The following is a 20701-nucleotide window of genomic DNA, read 5'->3' as shown; positions in this document are numbered from 1 at the left end:
GGGTGAGTGTGAACGGATCCGTGCGCAAACCAGGTGCTACACTGGTCGCTGTGATAGCCACATTGCTATACGGCGCCAGTGCGGTAGGGCAAGAATGCGAACCGGCTGTAGACCTGATGGAGAGTAACGACGCCGTTAACCGTATCGCCGAGTGTGATTACAGCGATGAAGGTTTAAACGGTTGGCTGCAAGGCCGCGGCGATGCTAAGCCCGCTGAGGAGTCCAGCGAGTTAAAGGCCTCGGCTGATAGCGCAGTGGCTGTGGGGGATGAATTTACCCTGAGTCGTAATACCATAGCCAGTGCATTGGATATGCTCCAGGCGCGTTACGCACTGGTGAGGCAAGCGACAGAGCACTGCGAGGGCGCTGCAGCGCTTATCGAAGAGTCTTATATGCCAGAAGCGCGGGGCGCCACAGGCCTTTATATGAAATTTTATTGTCGTTAAATGTCCCATTCTATGGACTTGCACATTGTTTAGCGTGTGGTTATTCGGTAAAATGTGAACGATCGTTCATTCTGGGTTGCTAGTTATTATTTTGGATGGAACCAGAGCGCCTTGTCCTAAACTAGGAAGACACCGTGAATTCACTCGTACGTCTATGTCTGGCACTGTTGCTGTCGGGCCTTACTGCATTGGCTTTTGCCTCCGACGAACAAGACCCGTGGGAAGAGTACAACCGCGCCATTTTTGCTTTTAATGACGCGGCGGATACCTACGTTCTCAAACCAGTTGCGCGTGGCTACCACGCGATTACCCCGGGGCCTGTGCGTCAGGGGGTCAACAATATGTTCAGCAATATCCTTGAGGTGCCGAAGGTATTTAATGACCTGCTGCAGGGTAAATTCTCTCAGGCGGGCAAAGACAGCGGCCGTTTTGTGATTAACTCGACCTTGGGTGTTGTAGGGTTGTTTGATGTTGCTAAGCATATGGGAATGCCACGTACCGACAGTGAAGACTTTGGTCAAACGCTAGGGCGTTGGGGGGTGCCTGACGGTCCCTATCTGGTACTGCCAATATTTGGCCCACGTACGCTGCGCGATGCCGCGGCCACCCCGGTTGATTGGGTCACTGACCCCAAGACCTATATCGGCCATACCCAAACCAGCTATGAGATCAAAGTACTGGAGTTGGTCGATGCCCGGGCACGTTTGTTAGCGCTGGAGCAAGACATTGGGGCTGATAAGTACACGCTGTTCCGCGATATCTACCTACAGCGTCGTGACTATTTGGTTAAAGACGGCGAGGTAGAAGACTCGTTCGGTAGTGATGTCGATGACTTAGATAGCTTTGATGACTTTTAAGCTCATCTAAGCGTTCGCCTTGCTTCCGGTAGCGCTACTCAATCACCTGCACGATCTGGAGGCCGGCACTAAAGTGATCTCCCTCCGTTGTGCATCTAACGACCTTTACCACAGCTCGCAGCTGGGCTCGCTCATCGTGCTCGGCGCTTAGGTGTAACTCCCACTGAGATTCCACCGCGACCGCCTCGGGCAGTTCGAGCTGAAGCCCGCCACCGCTTAGCTCATGGCATTGGCCAGTGATGCGGCCACTGTCATTGGTGAGGGTTCCGCTTAGGGGCAACTCAATCTTCATGCGAATAAAATCGCGTTTTTCGGCGTAAAAGCTCTCTGAATGGCTCATTTTTTGGCCCTCCAACGGGACGATGCAGTGGTGTTCAGAGCCATATAAGAGTATCAGCGTTTTTTCGCTAACTCCATACGCGGCTCTCGGGGGCCTGAATGCTTGCGCCGCTGTCGCTATCGGAGTACTGTTAGGCGCCATTACGACAGTTGCCGGGCGCAGCTGTATCCGAAATGGCTACGCGGACTCAAACCATGAACGAAAGCTGCCGAACACTGCTGATTATCGACGACGATAAGCCGGTAAGGCACAGTATTACAGCCTTTTTAGAAGACAGTGGTTACCGTGTGCTGGAGGCAGCCGATGGTCCCAGTGGCTTAGCATTGTTTGACGAAGGTGACGTCGAGCTGGTAATTACCGACTTGCGTATGCCGACAATGGATGGCTTGGGCGTATTAAAAAGCCTGCACGAAAAATCCAGCGATATTCCTGTTATTGTCATTTCGGGTGCCGGGGTTATGAGCGACGTGGTCTCGGCATTGCGGCTCGGCGCCGCCGATTATCTGATAAAACCCATTGTCGATATGGAAGTGCTGGAGCACTCGGTTGAGAAGGCGTTAGAGCGCCGCGACCTGCTTGCACAAAACAAAAAATACCGCGAAAAACTCGAAAAAGCCAACAAAGATCTGCGGGACAATCTGCGCGTACTTGAGCGCGACCAGTTGGCGGGGCGTCAAGTGCAGCGCCGCTTGTTGCCCAAACCACTGACCACGGCCGAGGGTTACAGTGCAGCGCACCATATTGCTCCGTCACTGTATTTAAGTGGTGACTTTGTTGATTATGCCCATATTAAAGGGCGCTACTTGGCGTTTTATTTGGCCGATGTCTCCGGTCATGGTGCGTCGTCGGCGTTTGTCACCATTTGGCTTAAGCATATTGTGAGTCGGATGGTTCGCGAAGAGGGGTTGTTTGGTGATGAAGCCTCGTTTACCGACGGCGCCAATGAAATGCTGCGCGCAATCAACCGCGAGCTGGTAGAAACCCGTCTAAATCACCACCTAACGTTTTTTGTGGGTGTCATTGATACGCACACCAACGAGATGCGCTATGTGGTTGCCGGCCACCTACCGATGCCCTTACTGGTAACCGAACAGGGGGCTGAATTTATTAGTGGCAATGGCAAACCGGTGGGAATCTTTCGCGACGTTAGCTGGACGATTCACTCACAGATACTGCCTGAGAAATTCTCACTTGTGTGTTTTTCTGACGGGGTGCTAGAAATATTGCCCCCCTCAACGCTACAAGAAAAAGAGGCGTATTTACTGGAATTGCTCGCCCAAAAGGCGCAAAATCTAGAAGCAGTGTGCGACGCGGTAGGGGTTGATGAAGTAACAGCCACACCCGATGACATTGCTATTCTGACCATTACTCGAGGTTATTAAACATGCAGCCTGGACAGATTCTGGTTGCCGAACACGACGGCGTTTTCGTCATTAAGATGACGGGCGATGTTCGCCTGACGCTCTGTATTTCGTTCGATCAATTCATCGATGATATGTTTGCCCACCCGGACTTTAAAGCGGTGCTGTTCGATCTCTCTGCCGCTGAGGCCATCGATAGTACTACCTTGGGCTTAATGGCGAAGATCTCTTTGCTGGGGGAAGAGCGCTTAGGTTGTTACCCGGTTATTTTGTCAACCAGCGAGAGTATTAACCGCATCCTTGAGACCATGGGATTTGCGGATATTTTTACCATCGTCAAAGACTTCCACACCCCGGTGCAGCCCACTGCAGCGCTTGAGGCCGATGCCGAAAACTGCGAAGAGCAGGTAAAGGGTAAAGTAATAGAGGCGCATCGTTATCTGATGCAAATGAACGATGCCAATGAGCAGACGTTTACCAACCTGGTAAACATGCTAGAAGACGGCCAGTAGCCCCGCCCGCAGTTTGATATATACCGATACGATACCGCGTAAGCGCGAGGGGGCCGCTGAATTTAGCTCGTGCCCGATTGCTCGCGTGCGGCGTTGCGGGCCACTAGAAAGTCGGTGTGCGATAAATAAATAAGCTCGGCCACACGCCGAATCAGGTGTTCTTCGTATTTATCCAGATCGCCATCGGCCAGCGCTATCTGCCACATGGACTTCACCAGGGTAAACTTTTCTTCGTTACTGCAGTGATCGTTAATTAATTGCGTAAACTGAAATAACGATGTGGCCTGATCTTGTTTGTCTCGGGCCAGCTCGCACAGCTCTTCGATCTCGTCATCGGCAATGTTGTATACATTGGCAACGATACGCTTAAACTCTTCAAACTCGGCATCTTCAAACACGCGGTCTACCGCAGCCACTTCCATAAGAAGCGCTGCGGCGGCCAGCTGCTTTTGCGAAAAAGACAACGTTTCTTCGGCGCCATCGGTTTGCAGATGGCGCTCAAAGAACTGGGTAAGACGATTAAGCATTAGCCAGCTCTTTTAACTGGTCTTCAAGCTTAACCTGATCTTTCGCAAAATTGCGGATACCTTCGGCCAGCTTCTCGGTTGCCATGGCGTCGTCGTTCATGCCAAAGCGGAAGCTGCTCTCGGTATCAGCGTAACGGGCGATGGCATCGCCGGTGTTTTCGGCGGATAGCTTGCGCTCCAACGTGCCGGTATCTTCGTCCAGCTCTTTCAGCAATTGCGGGCTAATGGTCAAACGATCACAGCCGGCCAGTGCTTCGATCTCGCCGGTGTTACGGAAGCTCGCGCCCATAACCACAGTTTTAAAATCGTGTTGCTTGTAGTAGTTGTAGATGTGGCGCACAGACAGTACACCTGGGTCGGTCTCGGCGGTGTAGTCCTGACCGGTGCTGGCTTTATACCAGTCCAAAATGCGGCCTACAAAAGGCGAGATCAAAAATACACCGGCATCGGCACAGGCAGCGGCCTGATTAAAGCCAAACAGCAGGGTCAGATTACAGTTGATGCCTTCTTTTTCCAGTTTTTCAGCGGCGCGAATACCTTCCCAGGTAGAAGCGAGCTTGATCAGAACCCGTGACTTGTCGATACCATTTTGCTGGTACAGATCAATCAGGTGGTGGGCTTTATCGATGCTGGCATCGGTGTCAAAGCTCAAGCGCGCATCAACCTCGGTTGAGATACGTCCCGGTACGACTTTCAAAATTTCACAGCCAATGGCTACCGCCAGGTGGTCGCTGGCGTACTTAAGTTGCTGGTCTGAACTGCCACCTTCTTTTTTGGCGGCCACAATGCACTGATCCAGCAGGCTTTTGTACTGGGGCAGTTGCGCCGCTTTTAATAGCAGCGATGGGTTGGTGGTGGCATCTTGGGGTTTGTACAGTTTGATGGCTTCGATGTCACCGGTATCGGCGACAACGTCGGTCATTTGCTTCAGTTGCTCGAGTTTAGTGCTCACATTTGGCTCCTAAGTAGATTCGTTGTGCGAAAAGTTAAACGCAGTAGGGCGATCTCTTCGATGTAGCGCATTGGGTGTGGTGCGCGGCACCCCGGTTTTCTAGTCACTCTCTGCGGAGCTGGACCGGCTTGTATTTGGCGCCGTCCAGGACGGGCCAGTTAACCTCAGGGCGCCTATTGTAAACGCTATTGGGCGGCGGGCAAAGCGCTGTTACGTTGCTCAAGTTGGCTTAATGCCTGTTGCAGAACCTCGATGCCGGCGCCGGGTTTGTGGGCGTTCTCGCTAATTACGCGCCGAAACCGGCGCGCGCCCGGTAGCCCTTGGTATAGGCCCAGAATATGGCGGGTCATTTGGTTGAGGCGGGTGCCTTTGGCGAGCTCAAGCTCGCAGTAGTCCATAAACTGGGCCATTACTTCGCTTCGCCCGGGTGTTGGGGCAGCGCTATCGAACAGGGCTCGATCCACTCCGGCAAGCAGGTAGGGATTGGCGTAGATCTCGCGCCCTAGCATTACCCCGTCAACATCTTGTAGCAGCGTCTCACATTGCTCCAGTGTAGTAATGCCACCGTTTACGATGATCTCAAGCTGAGGGAATTCGGCTTTTAAGCGGGCCACTAGCGAGTAATCGAGCGGCGGTATATCGCGGTTCTCTTTAGGACTCAGCCCTTGCAGCCAGGCTTTGCGCGCATGAACAATAAAGGTTTTGCAGCCGCTTTCGGCAACGATTGCGACAAAATCCCTCAGCCCTTGGTAATCATCCATATCGTCGATGCCGATACGGTGCTTAATGGTTACGGGGATGTCGGCGGCATCGCGCATCGCTTGGATGCAGTCGCGCACCAGTTCGGGCTCGGCCATTAAGCAAGCGCCTATGCGCCCACTTTGTACCCGATCGCTGGGGCAGCCACAATTTAAATTGATCTCACTGTAACCCCACTGGGCGGCAAACCCGGTGCACTGTGCCAGAGCCTCGGGGTCAGAGCCGCCCACCTGCAGAGCCACCGGTTGCTCGGCGGGGCTAAACGCCAAAAAACGTTCGCGGTCGCCGTGAATCAAAGCGCCGGTGGTGACCATTTCGGTATACAGCAGGGTGTTTTTGCTCAGTAGGCGCCAAAAAAACCGGCAGTGTCTATCGGACCAGTCCATCATCGGGGCGGCGCAAAAGCGGCGGCTGATGTTTGTGTGGGGGTTGTTCACCGTGCGGAAGCCTTGTAGTTCACTGTTGTAGGGACAGCTCTGTGTGGCTGACAGGGCCGCTAGTTTACTCGCAATAGCGTGTGTTGCCAAAGTGGCGTGATACAACCTACACGCGATTTTAGCTGAGGGGCGGTTTGGTGCTCAGGGCAGGGTTTGGTGGCAGCTTAAAGTGTTGTTTTAGCCGGCTAATAGCCGCTTTAAACGCGGGGCCGCTCTGGTGACTGCGCGAGGTGATGCAGTCAATCGAGCTGATCCAGCCATTGGGCTCAAAGTCGACTTTAAGTGCGCTCAGCTGGCCCAGATTCAGGAGGTTTTGGGCGAGGCTCTCGGGCACAATCGCCCAGCCTACGTTCTGCTGGGCAAGCTGACACAGCATTTGGTGCGTGCTGGCGTACCAGGTTTGCGTGCTGATGCCATAGCTAAACCACAACTCTTTGCCGGTACTGGCGCGCTGCACCACTTGTCGGTGGCGGCGGAGGTCAGCATGGGTGACGCTATCGAGTACGGCCAGCGGGTGTTTGGGGGAGGCGACAGTAATAAAGCGTTTATGCCCCAGCGCAAAAAAGTCCACATCGGTTAGTATTTGGCCATCGGTGTAAACCACGCCGATGTGAGCGTGCCCCTCCCGCACCATATCTTCAGCGTCGAAGGTGGAGGCTGACTGGAGGTTGATGCTGGTGCTGGGGTATAGCTCGGCGAGAGGGGCTAGGGTGGCCAATAGCGGGGCATCGAGCAGGCTCTCTTCAATCACTATGCTTAACTCGTGCTCGTGCTGTTGGTCGAGCGAGGCAACTTTTTGCTCGAGCTGTAGGCGTTGATCCAAAATTGACTGCACGATGGGTAACAGTGCTTCGCCGTCGGGCGTTAGCTGAGGCGTGTTGCCACTGCGGTCAAACAGGGGGCGGTTAAAGGCGATCTCCAGGTTTGATATGGCCTGACTAATGCCCGACTGGGCGCGGTTGAGCTGTCGGGCTGCGGCTGAAAACGAGCCGGTTTCGCACACAGTGACAAAAATGTTGAGCTGCTCCAAGCTGTACATGCTACGCCCCGCGGTAAGCTGATGGTTTAATTAATGCCCATGCTATCACTTATTGTGATGGCTGCTAACTTTTGCTTACTGTGATCACTCGCCATAATGGACGCCACTATTTGCCCACACGAGGAGTCGTAATCATGTCTACCTTAGAGCGTATGGTGCATGCCTTTTTGTACGAGTTTTTGGCGTTAGTGCTAACCATTATCGGTCTGCTGTTGTTTACACAGTATGGCCCTGGTGCGGTTTTTGGCTCTATGCTGGCAATTTCATTGGTTGCGCTGGTTTATAACTTTTATTTTAATATTCTGTTTGATCGCTGGTTTCCTGGCCCTAGGGCCCAGCGCGGATTGTGGGTTAGGGTGCTTTATACCTGCTTGTTTGATGTTTGCCTGCTAGCTCTGACGACTCCCATGGTCGCGATGATTCTTAACGTCGGTTTACTCGAGGCGCTTTTATTAGATGTTTGGGTAACACTGTTTGTTATGGGTTATACCTTTGCCTTTAACGTTGCCTACGACGCTCTGCGGCCGATGTGGCTGAGCGAGACCGATACAGGCACCGGTACCGCTGCAGGACGTGGTGAGGTGGCGTACGGTTAATGCCCAAACGCCTCCCGACATCTCTTTCGGGAGGCGTGATCTGCTTAACAGCTTGATTTAATGTACGCGGCTAAATTTGCCGCGATTCTCAATTGCTGTGTTATCCCCTCCTGAAGTGCTCGCTCGCCTGACAGACAAGACGTTAGGGTGTGTATAATAATCGCCTTAAATTTCGACTGATCCACACATAAGGGGACGCTATGAAGATGTACACAATGGCTGCGGCCGGGGTTTTACTGGCTGCCGCTGCGAGCAGTAGTTTGGCTCAGGATGAGTTGGAGGCGGAAAAAACCTGGGAGGTTTCAGCCGAATTGGGTGCGCTGCGAACCACGGGTAATACCGAGACCGAATCGTTCAACGGCAAAATTGACGTAACGCACCACTTGGATCGCTGGAAAAACCAATATGTTGCCAGCGCTTTGTATAAAAATGACATGGTTGAGCAAGACGACGGTAGCGAGCAGAGCGAAACCACGGCCGAGAAGTATTTTGCCTCGGCCAAAAGCGCCTATAAGCTATCGGATGAGTTTAGCAGCCTGTTTGTATACGGCTCACACACCCACGATGAGTTTGGTGCCTACCGCAATTACACCGTCGTATCCGCCGGATATGGTGCGCGCTTTATTGACCGAGATACCTTGAGCTTGGACGCTGAGGTCGGCCCAGGTTACTTTTGGGGCGATAAAGTGGAAGACGAGGACAACGACATTATCGTCGAAGAAGAAGGCTTTATGGTTCGGGTTGCCGGCGAGCTGCAATGGGCGATTACGGAAAATGCCACCTTTAACCAAAAGCTGGCGGCTGAAGCGGCCGAAGAAAACACTCGTTACGTGAGTGATACCTCGCTTAGCACTAAAATCAGCGATCGCATGCAAATGAAGGTAGGTTACACCGTTAATCACGACACAGACGTTGCCGATGATAAAGACGGTACCGATACCACCACCTATATTAACTTGGTTTATAACTTTTAACGGACGTTGCTCGTAGATGTCTGTGCGACGTTAGCCCGGCGCGCAGACATCCTTAGCCCGATTGTAGGCCGGGCGACGGGTGCAGTGTGACAGCCACTCGTTGGTGCGCTCATATTGCTTAAGCCCGAGAACCTCGCCCGCCTCGTAAAATCGTTCCAGGCAGTCGACCCACGGGGCGATTGCCATATCTACGATGCTGTAACTCTCGCCCAGCATGTAGTCGTGCCTTTGTAAGTGCCTGTCCAAAACCTGCAGCAGGCGCTGCGTCTCGGTGCGATAACGCTCCAGCGGGTATGGGTCTTGGCAATCGTTTTGCGCGTACTTGTAAAAGTGACCAAACTGGCCAAACATGGGCCCTATGTGGCCGGCCTGAAAAAACAGCCATTGCTCGCAGGCACTTTTGCCGGCTTTATCCAGCGGTATAAATTCTCCGGTTTTCTCGGCGAGGTAGCGTAAAATAGCGCATGATTCCATAAGGCTAATGGGGTGATCGTCCGGCCCCTCCGGGTCAAGAAGGGCCGGGATCTTACGGTTGGGGTTAATAACCTGGAAGGCGTCGCAAAATTGGTCCCCGTGAGTAATGTCCACGGTATGGGGCTCGTACGCGAGATGCATTTCCTCCAGCGCCAGCGCTACTTTTATGCCGTTGGGGGTGTTCATTGAGTACAGCTGAATGCGCCGTGGGTGTTGGGCGGGCCAGCGCTCTTTAACCAATTGCAAATGCATGGGGCCTCCGCGGTGTTGTCGACTGAGGTGCCTTAACCGTTTAAGTGTAGAGGCTAAAAATGAATTTGACACATTGTGATGAGCAGGGGGCCGCATCCATGGTGGATGTCTCCGCCAAAGCCGATACGGTGCGGGAGGCCCGGGCCGAGGCGCGGGTGGCCATGCAGCCGGCGACATTGGCGGCCATCGCGGCCAACGATCTAAAAAAGGGTGATGTTTTGAGTGTTGCCCGAATCGCCGGTATTCAGGCGGCAAAAAAATGCTCAGACTTAATTCCGTTATGCCATCCATTGGCGTTGTCAAAAGTCGCGGTTGAATTTCAGCTTGACCATGACCGCAGCCAGTTACGTATTGAAACCTATTGTAAGCTCAGCGGTAAAACCGGTGTTGAGATGGAGGCGCTAACTGCGGCCAGCGTGGCGGCGCTAACGGTGATCGATATGGCCAAGGCCATCGACATGGCCATGGTAATCGAAGGCGTTTGCTTGCTAGAAAAAAGCGGCGGCCGACGCGGCCACTATCAGCGGGAGAGTACGTGATTACGGTATTGTTTTTTGCCCAGCTGCGTGAGCAGCTGGCGTGCGAGGAGGCAACACTGGCCGCCGGTAGTGTCGCGGTCGCGGCGGACCTGGTGCCGGCATTAATCGCCGCTAATCCCCAGTGGGCCGAGGTGCTGCAAAGTAGGCCTTGGCTGCTGAGTGTGAATCAGGCCATGGCAAAACCGGTTACCACCATTAACGATGGTGACGAGGTGGCGCTTTTTCCTCCGGTAACGGGGGGATAGTGGTGACGGACGTGGTTGAGCATGATTTGGTGCAAGTGCAGCAGGAGGATTTTTCGCTGGCCGAGCATTATGCGCGCCTGGAGCAGCTGGCCGGCAATACTGGGGCCGTGGTGTTTTTTATCGGTAAAGTGCGCGCCGAGTCTGAGGTAGATCCGGTGCAGGCGCTCGAGCTTGAGCACTATCCGGCGATGACTGAGAAATCGTTGAGTCGGCTGGTGGCTGAGGCTCGGGAGCGCTGGTCATTGGACGCCATTACGATCGTGCATCGCGTTGGCAAACTCGCGGTCGGGGCGCAAATTGTACTGGTGGCGGTTAGCAGCAGGCACCGGGACGAGGCGTTTTTAGCGGCGCGTTTTTTAATGGACAATCTAAAAACCCGTGCGCCGTTTTGGAAGAAAGAGCATCGCGCCAGTGGCGCTCGCTGGGTGGCCGCGCGGGAGCAGGATGATGTAGCAGCGGCGCAGTGGTTCTCACAGTAGCGCACTACGTAAACCAAAAGTGGCCGCGAGCTAAAAGCTAATCTCAGGCTGGCGTTGTGCTTAGAGTGGCACAAAAGGTTGGGACGCCGGCAGCACGCCAAATCTGTTCGTCGTACTGCCGGGGAGTAGAGCCTTAGTCTTTCATGTCGTCAACAGCGTCATCCATTGCATCGGCGGCATCTTCGCCCGCCTCTTTGGTGGCTTCCCAGCCATCTTTACTCATCTCTTTGGTTTTATCCCAACCCTCTTTAGACGCTTCTTTGGTATCTTCCCACGCTTCAGAGGTGGCCTCTTTCGTGTCATTCCACGCATCGGCGGTAGCATCGCCCGCGTCATCGGCCATCTCGGCGGCATCGTCTTTTAATTCGCGCGCCTTTTCAGCCGCCGCGTCTGTGGCCGCCTTGGCGGTCTCTTTGGCGCTCGACATCGTGCTTTGCGCGGATTCGCTCAATGAGCTGTCCTCGTTGGGGCTACAAGCGGCGAGTATTGCAATGAGCGGAAGAGTACCGATTAGAGTTTTGGTTTTCATGGATAATCCCTCAAGTAATGGTTAGGTGCTGCCGCGCTCGGAAAGTCGTGGGGTTTACTCTTAGGCAGTGTCAGGGTCATATTACCGCTCCCTTCGCTGCAGCCAGAGCAATATCAGCGCGAGCCTGTTTAGTTTAAAAGACTTTTCAGCGTGCGCAAAGCGGCGCCGGGTTAAATGGGTTTAAGGCTGATTTTAGTGCGTGTAGGAGGCAACTTGGTTACAATGACAGCATTGCAGCCGCCAATGGTGCTGCGGGTTGTTGTGGTAAAGAGTGGGTGTTACGCATGTCTTTTGAGCAGTTTGAAAGCTGGTCGCTGGTGTTGGGTGTGGGCGGTTTAATTGCTTTTATGGTCTTTATTGTATGGGACCTGGCAAAAAAATCGAAGGCGGGCCGTTTTGGCACCTTTATACTGTTTCTTGCACTCGGCCTCGGTCTGCTCGGTTTTGTGATCAAAACTGTTCTGGTGGAGTATTTTATCCATCAGTGATTGCGCCAACAGTGCCCGGCCTATTGTGTTTTTCACTTGAGGCCGTAGGTGCAGCACTGGCATTAAAGCAATACGCACGCTAACGATAATCTTCTAATGTAACACGCGAATAAAGGCACCTTATGTTCGAGCTCTTTACGCCGACCTCCAAGGTCCAGAAAGACCGCCAGGTTATTCACGATACCGACGCCCGAGTCGCCAAGTACAGTCGTCGCGGCTTGCTGCTTAATTTTTTGGTGTTTGTCCTAAGCCTGGTGTTTGGCGACTTTTTCTATCGCGAAAACAATCTCGCCATCGTTTTGGTCACCGGTCTACTACTGGTAACGCTGCTGCGCAGTTATTACCTGTTCCGCTTTGAGGCACTTTATAGTCGTGCCCCAAGGCGCTGGCGCACCCAATATTTTATCGCCTCTTTTTTGGGCGCCATTTGGTGGAGCGTTATTCTGGTTAGCCTGACCTGGGTGTTGGGTATGCGTGAAGAAACGCTCATTATGTGGCTCTACACGGTGGTGTTTTACTCGTCGGTAGCCAATGTATTTGCCCCTTATATCCGCTTTTTAAAAATCTACCTGTTTATTGGCATGATACCCGCCGCTCTTACGGCCATGGCGCTGGCAACGGTCGAGGGTTATTTATACGCGGCTATTATGGTGTTGTTTTATATGATGCTGATACACCAGGCGCGGGTTACCGGCACGGGGTATTGGCAGCGGCTCGAGGCCAACTTTGTGTTGCACGAGCGCGCCCGGGGACTGGAGAACGAGCAGAAAAGCTCCCGCGCCGCGATTGAGCTTAAAAACGAATTTTTGGTAAATCTTGGGCACGAGTTTCGTACCTCTCTTAACGATATCCTTGGGACGTTAGCGCTGGTGGATGACGCCGAGCTGTCCGATCGTCAGCGCGATTTGCTGGGTATGGCCTCAAAAGCCGGCGAGCGGCAGCTGGACTTGGTGAACAACGTGGTGGACTTTTCGAAGATCACCACCAAAAGCTTAGAGCTGGATGAATCCGTATTTGATTTGCGCCGCCTGGTGGCCAAGCTGGTGCGCGATTTCTCACTGGAGGCGCACCAGCAGGGGGTAGAGTTAAATTACTTGCTCGATCCGGAGTTGCCCAGCCGGGTGCGTGGCGATGCTGCACGCTTGCGGCAAATCACCGCTACCTTGTTGGGGCATGCGATTAAATTTTCGGTCACCGGAAACGTTTTTATAGAGGTTAGTTACGCCAGTTCTGACGACGATATGGGCGAGCTGCAAGCGGTTATCAGCGATAGCCATTACCACCGCACTGACGAGGCAAAAGCCGAGGTGGATGAGTCGCGCCTGCAAGAGGCTGAGCAAACTGGTCGGGTGGGTATTGGCCTTTCAATCAGCAAGGGCTTGGCCGAGTGTATGGGCGGCAGTGTGCATTTGCTAAAAAACCCCGCTGGTGGGAATCGGCTGGTAATTAACGTGCGCCTGCAAACCATTAGCCATCAGGGTAAAACCTTAGGCGCCGATCAAAAGCTTAGCGGCAAGCGCTTGTTGTTAGTGGACCTGCCCGACCGGGTGGCCATGGACCTGGAGAGTGAGCTCAACAACTGGGGGGTGGACACCAACACCGTCTACGGCTACGAGCAGGCGGTAACACGTATCGCTGAGGAGCGAGAAAAAGGCGCACCGGTGGATTTAGTGCTGATCTACAACCGCCTCAACAGCTTTAACGCGCTGGCGCTATCTCGTGAGCTGGCGGCTACCGATGAAACCGCCGAGTTAAAACAAGTGATTGCCATGAGCGTATTGCAGCGCGATACCGATGAGGTACAGCAGCATTTGACGCACTACGCACAGGTAAGTTGCCTGGAAAAACCGGTGATTTATAAGCAGCTTTACGAGGCGCTGTGCCAGCGCTTGTTGAGTTCACCGAATAGCAATACAGAATCGGTTGTCGAGCCGGCTCCCGGCCCTGTGGCGCCAGTATTAGATGTCCCGGGTACGCGGAGAATTCTGGTTGTGGAGGACCACCGGGTTAATCAAATGGTTGCCTCTGGCATGCTTAAAAAGTTGGGTTGTTATGTACAGCTGGTGGGTAACGGTCCAGAGGCGGTGGCGATCTTAGAAAAAGAGCGATTTGATTTGGTGCTGCTCGATAGTGAGCTGCCGGATGACGCCGCCATCAGCGCCGTCCATAAAATTCGTGAACACGAAAAAGCCGCTAACAGCCGTCGCGTACCAATTGTGGGGATGATTCCCGAGCTTTCCGATGACGAGGTTAATCAGCTACTGGCCGCCGGTTTTGATGATCAGGTGGGTAAGCCGCTGCGCTATGAGGCTTTGGAGGGGCGCTTGCAACGCTGGCTGGATATTACTCCGCCGCCGCTGCCGGCGGCGGAGTAACTGGCAGGGCCGAGAAGAGTTTGTTAGTTAAACTCGGCCCAAATAGGACAGTGATCTGAAGGCTTCTCCATGGCCCGCAACTCGTAGTCGATACCGGCGCCGGTACAGCGCTCTAGCAGTGGCTTAGTGGCCAGAATTTGGTCGATGCGTAAGCCGCGCTTAGGTTCGCGCTCAAAGCCGCGCGAGCGATAATCAAACCAGCTATACACGTCATCAACCGTTGGGTGGAGGGCGCGATAGGTGTCGCTGAGTCCCCACCCTATCAAAGTTTCCAGCCATTCACGCTCTTCGGGTAAAAAGCTGCACTTGCCCGTGCGCAGCCAGCGCTTGCGGTTATCTTCGCCAATACCAATATCGATATCCTGATGGGAGATATTAATATCGCCCATCACAATAATCGGGTCGTTGGGGGTGTGCTGCTCTTGCAAAAAGTTCGTTAGGTCGGCGTAGTATTTTTGTTTGGCCGGAAACTTAAGCGGGTGGTCGCGGCTTTCCCCTTGCGGAAAATAACCGTTGTACACCAGCATCTCGCCCATGCCGGGCACCTCAAATCGTCCACCGATAAAACGTCGCTGCGACTCTTCCGTGTCGCCCGGAAACCCTTTAATGGTCTCGATAAACGGGTGGCGAGACATTAACGCCACCCCGTAATGGGATTTTTGGCCGTGAAAAGCCACGTGATATCCCATCGCCTCGACCATTTCTTGCGGAAACTGCTCATCGGCTACTTTGGTTTCTTGCAGGCCAATAAAGTCTGGGTTGTAGGTGTCGATAATCGCTTGCAGCTGGTGGGGGCGTGAGCGGATGCTGTTGATGTTAAAAGAGATAGCTTTCATAGCGGGTCGTTAATATCAGTCGGGTTAAACGCACTGTGGCGGCCTAGGCCGCCACAGGTTAAGGGTGCACAAAGCGTTAAAAGTTAGCCACTTTTTGCTCGTCTTTTTGGTTGGCGCCACGAATAAAGTCGAGCAAAATGTAACCAGCCTCGGTAAGCAGTGGGTCTTTAGCTGGGTCGATTTTCTCCGGCTCCGCTTCCGCCTCGGCCATTTCTGCTTCGGGGTCTTCGGCATCCTTCTTGTCGTCTTCGCTTATTTCAGCGTAGGTTTTGTAAGGCGTAAGGCCGCGGGTTTTGCGGCGCTCGTTCTCGATGCTCAGCAGTTGCTGCTCGTAGTCAGTTTTTTCCTGACGACGGGTTTTCTCGTTTAGTGAGATGTGAGCGCGGTCGCTGTTTTCATCAATCAGCTTTTGCTGCTTGCTGAGGAAGATAAAATCCGGATCGACCTTGATGCGCTCATCATGCTCGGCCTGAATGGCGGGCAAAAGTGCGGCAATATCGAAGTAGTGATCGTGTTTTACCTCGTGGATTTGATCCCAGGGCAGGGCGTAGTCGTAGCTGCTCTCGCCTACTTCTTCAGGGTCAATCATATCGGGCAGAGAAATGTCGGGCACCACACCTTTGTGTTGTGTGCTGCCGCCTGATACCCGATAAAATTTAGACTCGGTAATTTTAAGCTGGCCCGATTGCAGTGGCTGCAGTGATTGCACAGAGCCTTTGCCGAAGCTCTGGCTGCCGACGATAATGCCGCGGCCGTAATCTTGAATGGCTCCGGCAAAAATCTCCGAGGCCGAGGCGCTCAGGCGATTGATTAAAACGACAATTGGCCCGCGAAACACCGCCTTCGAGTGAGAGCGATAGTTGCGTGAAATCAGTTGATTGGTTTGGCGAATTTGTACCACTGGCCCCTGATCGATAAAGAGGTCGGTGAGGGCCGTGGCCTCGTGCAGCGAGCCACCACCATTGTTGCGCAAATCGACGATAATACCGTCGACATTTTCTCGTGCCAGTTCGCCCAACAGGTTAAACACATCCCGGGTGGTACTTTTGTAGTTGGGGTCGCGCTTGCGATAGGCCTCAAAGTCCATGTAAAAAGTTGGAATGTCGATAACACCTAGTTTATAGCTGTTGTTGTCTTTATCTGACAGCTCAAACACCGCTTTTTGCGCGGCCTGTTCTTCCAGTTTTACTTTGTCGCGCTTAATGTTAATCACGTGGGTGGCGGCGCCAGCGGCCGCTTTAGCCGGCAGTACTTCCAGGCGCACAACGCTGTCTTTTTTGCCGCGAATCAAATCGACCACTTCATCCAGGCGCCAGCCGACAACGTCTATCAGCTCGCCTTCTTTATCCTGACCGACGGCCACGATACGGTCGGCCGGTTTTAGTTGTCCTTGCTTATCGGCAGGGCCTGCGGGAATCAGGCGCACCACTTTGGTGTACTCATCTTCACTTTGCAGCATGGCACCAATGCCCTCCAGTGAGAGCGACATATTGATGTTGAAGTTCTCCAGCATCCGCGGCGAAAGGTAATTTGTGTGCGGGTCATAGAGCATGGTGAATGCGTTAATAACAGCACTAAAAGCGTCTTCACCGGTTTGCTGGCCTATACGGCGCAGCTGGTTGTTGTAGCGCTTTATGAGCACCTCGCGGGCTTCCTCTACGGTTTTATCGGCGAGCACTAAGTTGAGTAGGTCGGCTTTAGTGCGCTTGCGCCATAGCTCATCGGCCTCGGCAGCGGTAGCGGGCCAGGGGGCGTTTTCGCGGTCGACATTCAGGGCGTCATCCTGGCTAAAATCGTAACGGCGTTCGTCGTCTTCGAGTTGCGCCACAACGCTCTCAAGGCGCGCCATGAGGCGTGCGCGGTAGCGATTAAAAATGACAAAGCTGGTTTTTAGCTCGCCTTTTTCAAAGTCTTCGTCAAACTTGTCCCGGTGCTTATTAAACTCGTCGATGTCCGCTTGTAAAAAATAGCTGCGACTGGGGTCGAGGGTGTCGAGGTAGTTGGTTAAAAACTTCTGCGACAGAGCGTCGTCAATATTTTGATCCCGGTAGTGGTGTTTGTGCAGCGAGCTGACGATCTCAGCAGTGGTTTTACGCTGCTGCTCGGTTATCTGCAGCGGCTCAAGCTCTGCAGCAGTCGCAAAAACGGCGGCGCCCAGCAGGCTAACGCCAAGGCCTACACACAGTACACCCGCTTTAACGCGGTGGGATTTACACAACATTTCCAGCATATAACGCTCTCGGTATTCTTAGTTTTAAATAGTCAATCACCGCTGCTTTTTATGCGGCGCCCACTTTGGGCGCTCGGGCCCGGCGTGAAACATCGGCGCCTGGGCAGCGGCTTTGGTACACCTAGAGACAGCAACATAGCATCATTTGTTCTATCAGCCCAGTCACGGCGCCGCTCTTAGGGGGGATAACGACACTAACTTTCGGGTTTGTCGCGTTTAACCTGCCGCAAAATACGCTCGCCTTGCTCGCAGCGTTGGTGTTTTTGTTGTACTTGCACCGCAAGTGTCCGACTGGCGCGCAGGTGGCGTATAAAGCGGCGACAGTGGCGGCACAGCAGCAAGTGCAAGCGCATCTGCATGCTGGGCTTTAGGCCTGGCTCGTCAGTGATATCGAGGTGGTCGCTCGCCTGTTGTGCAACATCGCGGCAGCTTAACATTGGCCTGTCTCCTGATAGTGCTCTACCACTTGCAATAAAGTCAGGCGGGCCCGGTGTAGCAATACCCGAACGTTGGCGTTGCTGATTGTCAGGGTGTCAGCGATCTCCTCCAGTGGCTGTTGCTCTAAATCGCGCAGCATAAACGCGGCTTTTTGGCGCTCGGGCAGCAAGCTCAGGGTTTTCTCGATGCAACGCTTTAGCTGAGTCTCTTCGAGTAGGGCGTCAGGTGTCTCGCTGTGCCAGCGCGACGGTGGGGCGGCCCAGTGGCCGTTGTTTTTAAAGTTGTTTTCGTCCAGGCGGGGGCGCTCTAACTCGGCCTCATCCAGCGCTACTGTGCGCGACTCTCGCCTTAGGCGGGTTTTGGCTTCGTTACTGACAATGCGCACGGCCCAGGTCTTAAAGCTGGAGCGCCCCTCAAAGCGATCCAGCGAGCGGTAAATCGACAGCCAGGCCTCCTGAACTGTGTCTTCGGCATGGGCCTGGCCGACAATGGCGCGCGCCACAGTTAGCAGCAGCGTCTGGTAGCGGTTAATTAGCTCGACTAAAGCGGCCTCTGCGCCTTGTTGCGCGGCGCTTACCAGCTGCTCGTCCGGGGTGGACGGCGTCACGTTAAGGGTACTGATCGTACTCAAAAGAGGTAGATTTTCCTGAGTTGTCTGAACGCCGGCCCACTGGATGCAGAGCGACCTTCGGGGGCGCGCCCAGTTGCAGCGCCACGCGTTGCCACTATTAATAAGCGGGTAATATAGCATGGTGCAGCACTTAATAGCGGGTAATCGGGTTTAGGGCCCTGGGGATTGTTGCGGTAAGAGCCATTAAGAACATGCGCCCGTTACGGCCCGAAAACGTTAAGGGGGACATTAAAAACTCCTTTCGCTGGTTTTACCGCGAGTGGTACACAAGGTGTTAATAAAGACGCGGGGCGGGGCCAAATGTTACAGCGGCGGTGGCTTATTGCCTGTGGGTTTTATATACTGCCCGCCCGAATTTATAGGGGCTGCACGCCCAAACACAGCAACAAGTGGCCTTTGGTAGGGGTCACCACTGAGATTAAGGATGTAACATGCCAGTTATTACTCTTCCCGATGGTTCTACTCGCGAGTTTGCCCAGCCCGTTACCCTGTTGCAGGTAGCTGAGGATATTGGCCCCGGTTTGGCCAAGGCCACCGTGTGCGGCCGTATTGATGGCGAGCTGGTTGATGCCTGCGAGCTGATTGATCACGACGCCTCTATCAGCTTGATTACCGGCCGTGACGACGAGGGCCTGGAGGTTATTCGCCACTCTTTTGCGCACTTGGTAGGGCACGCGATTAAGCAGTTGTACCCCGAGGCAAAAATGGCTATTGGTCCGGTTATCGACAACGGCTTTTACTACGATATCGAGTACGAGCGCACCCTGACGCCAGAAGATCTAAACGCCATTGAGCAGCGTATTAAAGAGCTGATTAAAAAAGATTACGACGTCGTTAAGAAGATGACCCCGATTGCGGACGCCCGCGAGGTGTTTAACAGCCGCAACGAAAGCTACAAGGTCGAGCTGGTTGATGGTCTGATCGAGGCCGGTGAAGAGGCTGTGGGCCTGTATCATCACGAAGAATATGTAGATATGTGCCGTGGCCCACACGTGCCCAATACCCGGGTAATGCGTCACTTTAAATTGATGCGGGTATCGGGCGCCTACTGGCGTGGCGATGCCAGCAACACTCAGTTACAGCGCATTTACGGCACCGCCTGGAACGACAAAAAAGAGTTAAAAGCGTATTTGCATCGTCTGGAAGAGGCCGAAAAGCGCGATCACCGCAAACTGGCTAAAAAGTTTGACCTGTTTCATATGCAGGAAGAAGCCCCGGGTATGGTGTTTTGGCACCCCAAAGGTTGGTCGGTGTACACCGCTATCGAGCAGTACATGCGCAAAGTACAGCGCGATAACGGCTATCAGGAGATCAAAACCCCCCAGGTGGTGGATTTAAGCCTGTGGAAAAAATCCGGTCACGCCGACAAGTTTGGCGACGACATGTTTATGCTGAAGTCGGAAGATCGCGAATTTGCCGTTAAACCCATGAACTGCCCCTGCCATGTGCAGGTGTTTAACCAGGGGTTGCGCAGCTATCGCGACCTGCCGTTGCGCTTGGCGGAGTTTGGTTCGTGCCACCGCAACGAGGCCTCTGGCTCGTTGCACGGTATTATGCGGGTGCGTGGCTTTACCCAGGACGACGCGCATATCTTTTGTACCGAGGCGGCGATTCAGGACGAAGTGGCGGCTTTCACCGATCTGTTGTATCAGGTATACGCCGACTTTGGCTTCAACGAAGTGATTATTCGCCTCTCGACTCGCCCCGAGCAGCGGGTAGGGTCTGACGCAGACTGGGATCGCGCCGAGCAAGCATTGGCCGATGCGCTGGATGCCAAAGGTCTGGAGTACAAGTTACTGCCGGGTGAGGGCGCCTTTTACGGCCCCAAAATCGAGTTCTCGTTAAAAGATTGCCTCGATCGGGTGTGGCAGTGCGGCACCATTCAGGTGGATTTCTCGATGCCAGGCCGGCTCGATGCCCAGTACGTGGCCGAAGATGGCTCGCGTCAGGTGCCGGTCATGTTGCACCGGGCGATCCTCGGTTCGTTCGAGCGTTTTATCGGTATTTTGATCGAAAACTACGAGGGGGCTTTCCCCACTTGGCTGGCGCCGGTTCAGGTGGTGGTGGCTAATATTACGGACAATCAGGCCGAATATGTGCAAAAAGTCGAAAAAACCCTAGCAAATAATGGGTTTAGGGCTGTTTCGGACTTGAGAAACGAGAAAATCGGCTTTAAAATCCGCGAGCACACAATTCAGCGGGTTCCGTATCTCTTGGTCATCGGTGACAAAGAGGTCGAATCCAACCAAGTGGCGGTCCGTACCCGTGACGGTCAAGACTTGGGCGCAATGAGTCTGGAAGCGTTCAGTGAGCATCTGAGTGCCGATATCGCTAATCGTAGTCGCGTGGCGGCTTCTGACTCGCAAGATTAATCAAATAGGAGAA

Annotated in this window: 23 protein-coding genes; 12 read left to right on the top strand and 11 right to left on the bottom strand. The window is 53.7% G+C overall.

What is annotated here, in order from left to right; genetic code table 11:
- The first annotated feature begins 8 nt into the window (after positions 1 to 8).
- Positions 9 to 446 (top strand): hypothetical protein, encoded by a 438-nt coding sequence (locus SD69_RS14615; protein WP_157471705.1) that lies wholly within the window; start codon positions 9 to 11, stop codon positions 444 to 446.
- A 134-nt stretch (positions 447 to 580) separates the two neighbouring features.
- Positions 581 to 1303, top strand: coding sequence for an MlaA family lipoprotein (locus SD69_RS14610; protein ID WP_041523795.1), 723 nt, complete (start codon positions 581 to 583; stop codon positions 1301 to 1303).
- A 34-nt stretch (positions 1304 to 1337) separates the two neighbouring features.
- Here SD69_RS14610 and SD69_RS14605 read toward each other — a convergent pair whose 3' ends face one another.
- A complete protein-coding gene (locus SD69_RS14605; RefSeq protein WP_041523794.1) occupies positions 1338 to 1643 on the bottom strand; it encodes a PilZ domain-containing protein in 306 nt (101 codons plus the stop codon).
- A gap of 194 nt (positions 1644 to 1837) precedes the next feature.
- On the opposite strand from SD69_RS14605, the gene SD69_RS14600 reads away from it, so the two are divergent.
- Both SD69_RS14600 and SD69_RS14595 read left to right on the top strand, forming a co-directional pair.
- Positions 1838 to 3025 (top strand): SpoIIE family protein phosphatase, encoded by a 1188-nt coding sequence (locus tag SD69_RS14600; protein ID WP_041523793.1) that lies wholly within the window; start codon positions 1838 to 1840, stop codon positions 3023 to 3025.
- Between the two features lie 2 nt (positions 3026 to 3027).
- A complete protein-coding gene (locus SD69_RS14595) occupies positions 3028 to 3516 on the top strand; it encodes an STAS domain-containing protein (RefSeq protein WP_041523792.1) in 489 nt (162 codons plus the stop codon).
- Between the two features lie 62 nt (positions 3517 to 3578).
- Here SD69_RS14595 and SD69_RS14590 read toward each other — a convergent pair whose 3' ends face one another.
- The 4 genes from SD69_RS14590 to SD69_RS14575 all read right to left on the bottom strand — a co-directional run bounded on the left by SD69_RS14590 (position 3579) and on the right by SD69_RS14575 (position 7230).
- Positions 3579 to 4043 carry a tellurite resistance TerB family protein gene (locus SD69_RS14590; protein WP_041523791.1) on the bottom strand — a complete coding sequence of 155 codons (465 nt, stop codon included), beginning with the start codon at positions 4041 to 4043 and terminating at the stop codon, positions 3579 to 3581.
- Positions 4036 to 4995 carry a transaldolase gene (tal, locus tag SD69_RS14585; protein WP_041523790.1) on the bottom strand — a complete coding sequence of 320 codons (960 nt, stop codon included), beginning with the start codon at positions 4993 to 4995 and terminating at the stop codon, positions 4036 to 4038. Before tal ends, SD69_RS14590 begins: the two co-directional genes overlap by 8 nt.
- Before the next feature lie 185 nt (positions 4996 to 5180).
- Complete coding sequence (gene dusA / locus SD69_RS14580; protein WP_052481403.1) at positions 5181 to 6143, bottom strand: tRNA dihydrouridine(20/20a) synthase DusA; 963 nt, start codon at positions 6141 to 6143, stop codon at positions 5181 to 5183.
- A gap of 166 nt (positions 6144 to 6309) precedes the next feature.
- Positions 6310 to 7230 (bottom strand): LysR family transcriptional regulator, encoded by a 921-nt coding sequence (locus SD69_RS14575; protein ID WP_052481191.1) that lies wholly within the window; start codon positions 7228 to 7230, stop codon positions 6310 to 6312.
- A 134-nt stretch (positions 7231 to 7364) separates the two neighbouring features.
- Between SD69_RS14575 and SD69_RS14570 the strand changes: the two genes are divergently transcribed.
- Together SD69_RS14570 and SD69_RS14565 are read left to right on the top strand one after the other, a co-directional pair.
- The gene (locus SD69_RS14570) at positions 7365 to 7826 is read left to right on the top strand and encodes a PACE efflux transporter (RefSeq protein WP_052481190.1); all 462 of its coding nucleotides are present in this window, start codon (positions 7365 to 7367) and stop codon (positions 7824 to 7826) included.
- Positions 7827 to 8026: 200 nt separating this feature from the next.
- Complete coding sequence (locus SD69_RS14565) at positions 8027 to 8800, top strand: DUF481 domain-containing protein (RefSeq protein ID WP_041523788.1); 774 nt, start codon at positions 8027 to 8029, stop codon at positions 8798 to 8800.
- 30 nt (positions 8801 to 8830) lie between these two features.
- Here the strand turns inward: SD69_RS14565 and SD69_RS14560 are convergent, their stop codons facing one another.
- Entirely contained in the window at positions 8831 to 9526 is a 696-nt protein-coding gene (locus SD69_RS14560; RefSeq protein WP_041523787.1) for a glutathione S-transferase N-terminal domain-containing protein, read from the bottom strand.
- Positions 9527 to 9585: 59 nt separating this feature from the next.
- On the opposite strand from SD69_RS14560, the gene moaC reads away from it, so the two are divergent.
- From moaC to moaE, 3 genes are read left to right on the top strand one after another with little or no spacing between them, the layout of a single operon-like run.
- Positions 9586 to 10065 (top strand): cyclic pyranopterin monophosphate synthase MoaC, encoded by a 480-nt coding sequence (gene moaC, locus SD69_RS14555; RefSeq protein ID WP_041523786.1) that lies wholly within the window; start codon positions 9586 to 9588, stop codon positions 10063 to 10065.
- Positions 10062 to 10310 carry a MoaD/ThiS family protein gene (locus tag SD69_RS14550; RefSeq protein ID WP_041523785.1) on the top strand — a complete coding sequence of 83 codons (249 nt, stop codon included), beginning with the start codon at positions 10062 to 10064 and terminating at the stop codon, positions 10308 to 10310. The genes moaC and SD69_RS14550 overlap by 4 nt, the downstream gene beginning before the upstream one ends.
- Before the next feature lie 11 nt (positions 10311 to 10321).
- Positions 10322 to 10789 carry a molybdopterin synthase catalytic subunit MoaE gene (gene moaE, locus SD69_RS14545; protein WP_198144107.1) on the top strand — a complete coding sequence of 156 codons (468 nt, stop codon included), beginning with the start codon at positions 10322 to 10324 and terminating at the stop codon, positions 10787 to 10789.
- 133 nt (positions 10790 to 10922) lie between these two features.
- Here moaE and SD69_RS14540 read toward each other — a convergent pair whose 3' ends face one another.
- A complete protein-coding gene (locus SD69_RS14540; protein ID WP_052481188.1) occupies positions 10923 to 11318 on the bottom strand; it encodes a hypothetical protein in 396 nt (131 codons plus the stop codon).
- A 284-nt stretch (positions 11319 to 11602) separates the two neighbouring features.
- On the opposite strand from SD69_RS14540, the gene SD69_RS14535 reads away from it, so the two are divergent.
- Both SD69_RS14535 and SD69_RS14530 read left to right on the top strand, forming a co-directional pair.
- A complete protein-coding gene (locus SD69_RS14535) occupies positions 11603 to 11806 on the top strand; it encodes a DUF2788 domain-containing protein (RefSeq protein WP_041523784.1) in 204 nt (67 codons plus the stop codon).
- A 122-nt stretch (positions 11807 to 11928) separates the two neighbouring features.
- Positions 11929 to 14181: a response regulator gene (locus tag SD69_RS14530; RefSeq protein ID WP_041523783.1), complete on the top strand. Its 2253-nt coding sequence runs from the start codon at positions 11929 to 11931 to the stop codon at positions 14179 to 14181.
- A 23-nt stretch (positions 14182 to 14204) separates the two neighbouring features.
- Here SD69_RS14530 and xthA read toward each other — a convergent pair whose 3' ends face one another.
- The 4 genes from xthA to SD69_RS14510 all read right to left on the bottom strand — a co-directional run bounded on the left by xthA (position 14205) and on the right by SD69_RS14510 (position 18316).
- Entirely contained in the window at positions 14205 to 15017 is an 813-nt protein-coding gene (gene xthA / locus SD69_RS14525; protein WP_041523782.1) for an exodeoxyribonuclease III, read from the bottom strand.
- A 76-nt stretch (positions 15018 to 15093) separates the two neighbouring features.
- Entirely contained in the window at positions 15094 to 17238 is a 2145-nt protein-coding gene (locus SD69_RS14520) for a carboxy terminal-processing peptidase (RefSeq protein WP_052481402.1), read from the bottom strand.
- A 203-nt stretch (positions 17239 to 17441) separates the two neighbouring features.
- Complete coding sequence (locus tag SD69_RS14515; protein WP_041523781.1) at positions 17442 to 17684, bottom strand: hypothetical protein; 243 nt, start codon at positions 17682 to 17684, stop codon at positions 17442 to 17444.
- Complete coding sequence (locus SD69_RS14510; RefSeq protein WP_232301210.1) at positions 17678 to 18316, bottom strand: RNA polymerase sigma factor; 639 nt, start codon at positions 18314 to 18316, stop codon at positions 17678 to 17680. Before SD69_RS14510 ends, SD69_RS14515 begins: the two co-directional genes overlap by 7 nt.
- Before the next feature lie 431 nt (positions 18317 to 18747).
- Between SD69_RS14510 and thrS the strand changes: the two genes are divergently transcribed.
- Entirely contained in the window at positions 18748 to 20688 is a 1941-nt protein-coding gene (gene thrS, locus SD69_RS14505) for a threonine--tRNA ligase (RefSeq protein ID WP_041523780.1), read from the top strand.
- Positions 20689 to 20701: the final 13 nt, after the last annotated feature.

It is taken from the genome of Gilvimarinus agarilyticus (genome assembly GCF_000832015.1).
Taxonomy (GTDB): Bacteria; Pseudomonadota; Gammaproteobacteria; order Pseudomonadales; family Cellvibrionaceae; genus Gilvimarinus; species Gilvimarinus agarilyticus.
Note: the sequence above shows the minus strand (reverse complement) of the source record. Positions and strands in the feature narration are given on the sequence as shown.

Bases quoted from the DNA above. Each gene is read 5' to 3' on its own strand.
- SD69_RS14605 (WP_041523794.1), bottom strand. From the start codon at position 1,643: ATGAGCCATTCAGAGAGCTTTTACGCCGAAAAACGCGATTTTATTCGC.
- SD69_RS14600 (WP_041523793.1), top strand. From the start codon at position 1,838: ATGAACGAAAGCTGCCGAACACTGCTGATTATCGACGACGATAAGCCG.
- SD69_RS14595 (WP_041523792.1), top strand. From the start codon at position 3,028: ATGCAGCCTGGACAGATTCTGGTTGCCGAACACGACGGCGTTTTCGTC.
- SD69_RS14590 (WP_041523791.1), bottom strand. From the start codon at position 4,043: ATGCTTAATCGTCTTACCCAGTTCTTTGAGCGCCATCTGCAAACCGAT.
- dusA (WP_052481403.1), bottom strand. From the start codon at position 6,143: ATGATGGACTGGTCCGATAGACACTGCCGGTTTTTTTGGCGCCTACTG.
- SD69_RS14575 (WP_052481191.1), bottom strand. From the start codon at position 7,230: ATGTACAGCTTGGAGCAGCTCAACATTTTTGTCACTGTGTGCGAAACC.
- SD69_RS14570 (WP_052481190.1), top strand. From the start codon at position 7,365: ATGTCTACCTTAGAGCGTATGGTGCATGCCTTTTTGTACGAGTTTTTG.
- SD69_RS14565 (WP_041523788.1), top strand. From the start codon at position 8,027: ATGAAGATGTACACAATGGCTGCGGCCGGGGTTTTACTGGCTGCCGCT.
- SD69_RS14560 (WP_041523787.1), bottom strand. From the start codon at position 9,526: ATGCATTTGCAATTGGTTAAAGAGCGCTGGCCCGCCCAACACCCACGG.
- moaC (WP_041523786.1), top strand. From the start codon at position 9,586: ATGAATTTGACACATTGTGATGAGCAGGGGGCCGCATCCATGGTGGAT.
- SD69_RS14540 (WP_052481188.1), bottom strand. From the start codon at position 11,318: ATGAAAACCAAAACTCTAATCGGTACTCTTCCGCTCATTGCAATACTC.
- SD69_RS14535 (WP_041523784.1), top strand. From the start codon at position 11,603: ATGTCTTTTGAGCAGTTTGAAAGCTGGTCGCTGGTGTTGGGTGTGGGC.
- SD69_RS14530 (WP_041523783.1), top strand. From the start codon at position 11,929: ATGTTCGAGCTCTTTACGCCGACCTCCAAGGTCCAGAAAGACCGCCAG.
- xthA (WP_041523782.1), bottom strand. From the start codon at position 15,017: ATGAAAGCTATCTCTTTTAACATCAACAGCATCCGCTCACGCCCCCAC.
- SD69_RS14520 (WP_052481402.1), bottom strand. From the start codon at position 17,238: ATGTTGTGTAAATCCCACCGCGTTAAAGCGGGTGTACTGTGTGTAGGC.
- SD69_RS14515 (WP_041523781.1), bottom strand. From the start codon at position 17,684: ATGTTAAGCTGCCGCGATGTTGCACAACAGGCGAGCGACCACCTCGAT.
- thrS (WP_041523780.1), top strand. From the start codon at position 18,748: ATGCCAGTTATTACTCTTCCCGATGGTTCTACTCGCGAGTTTGCCCAG.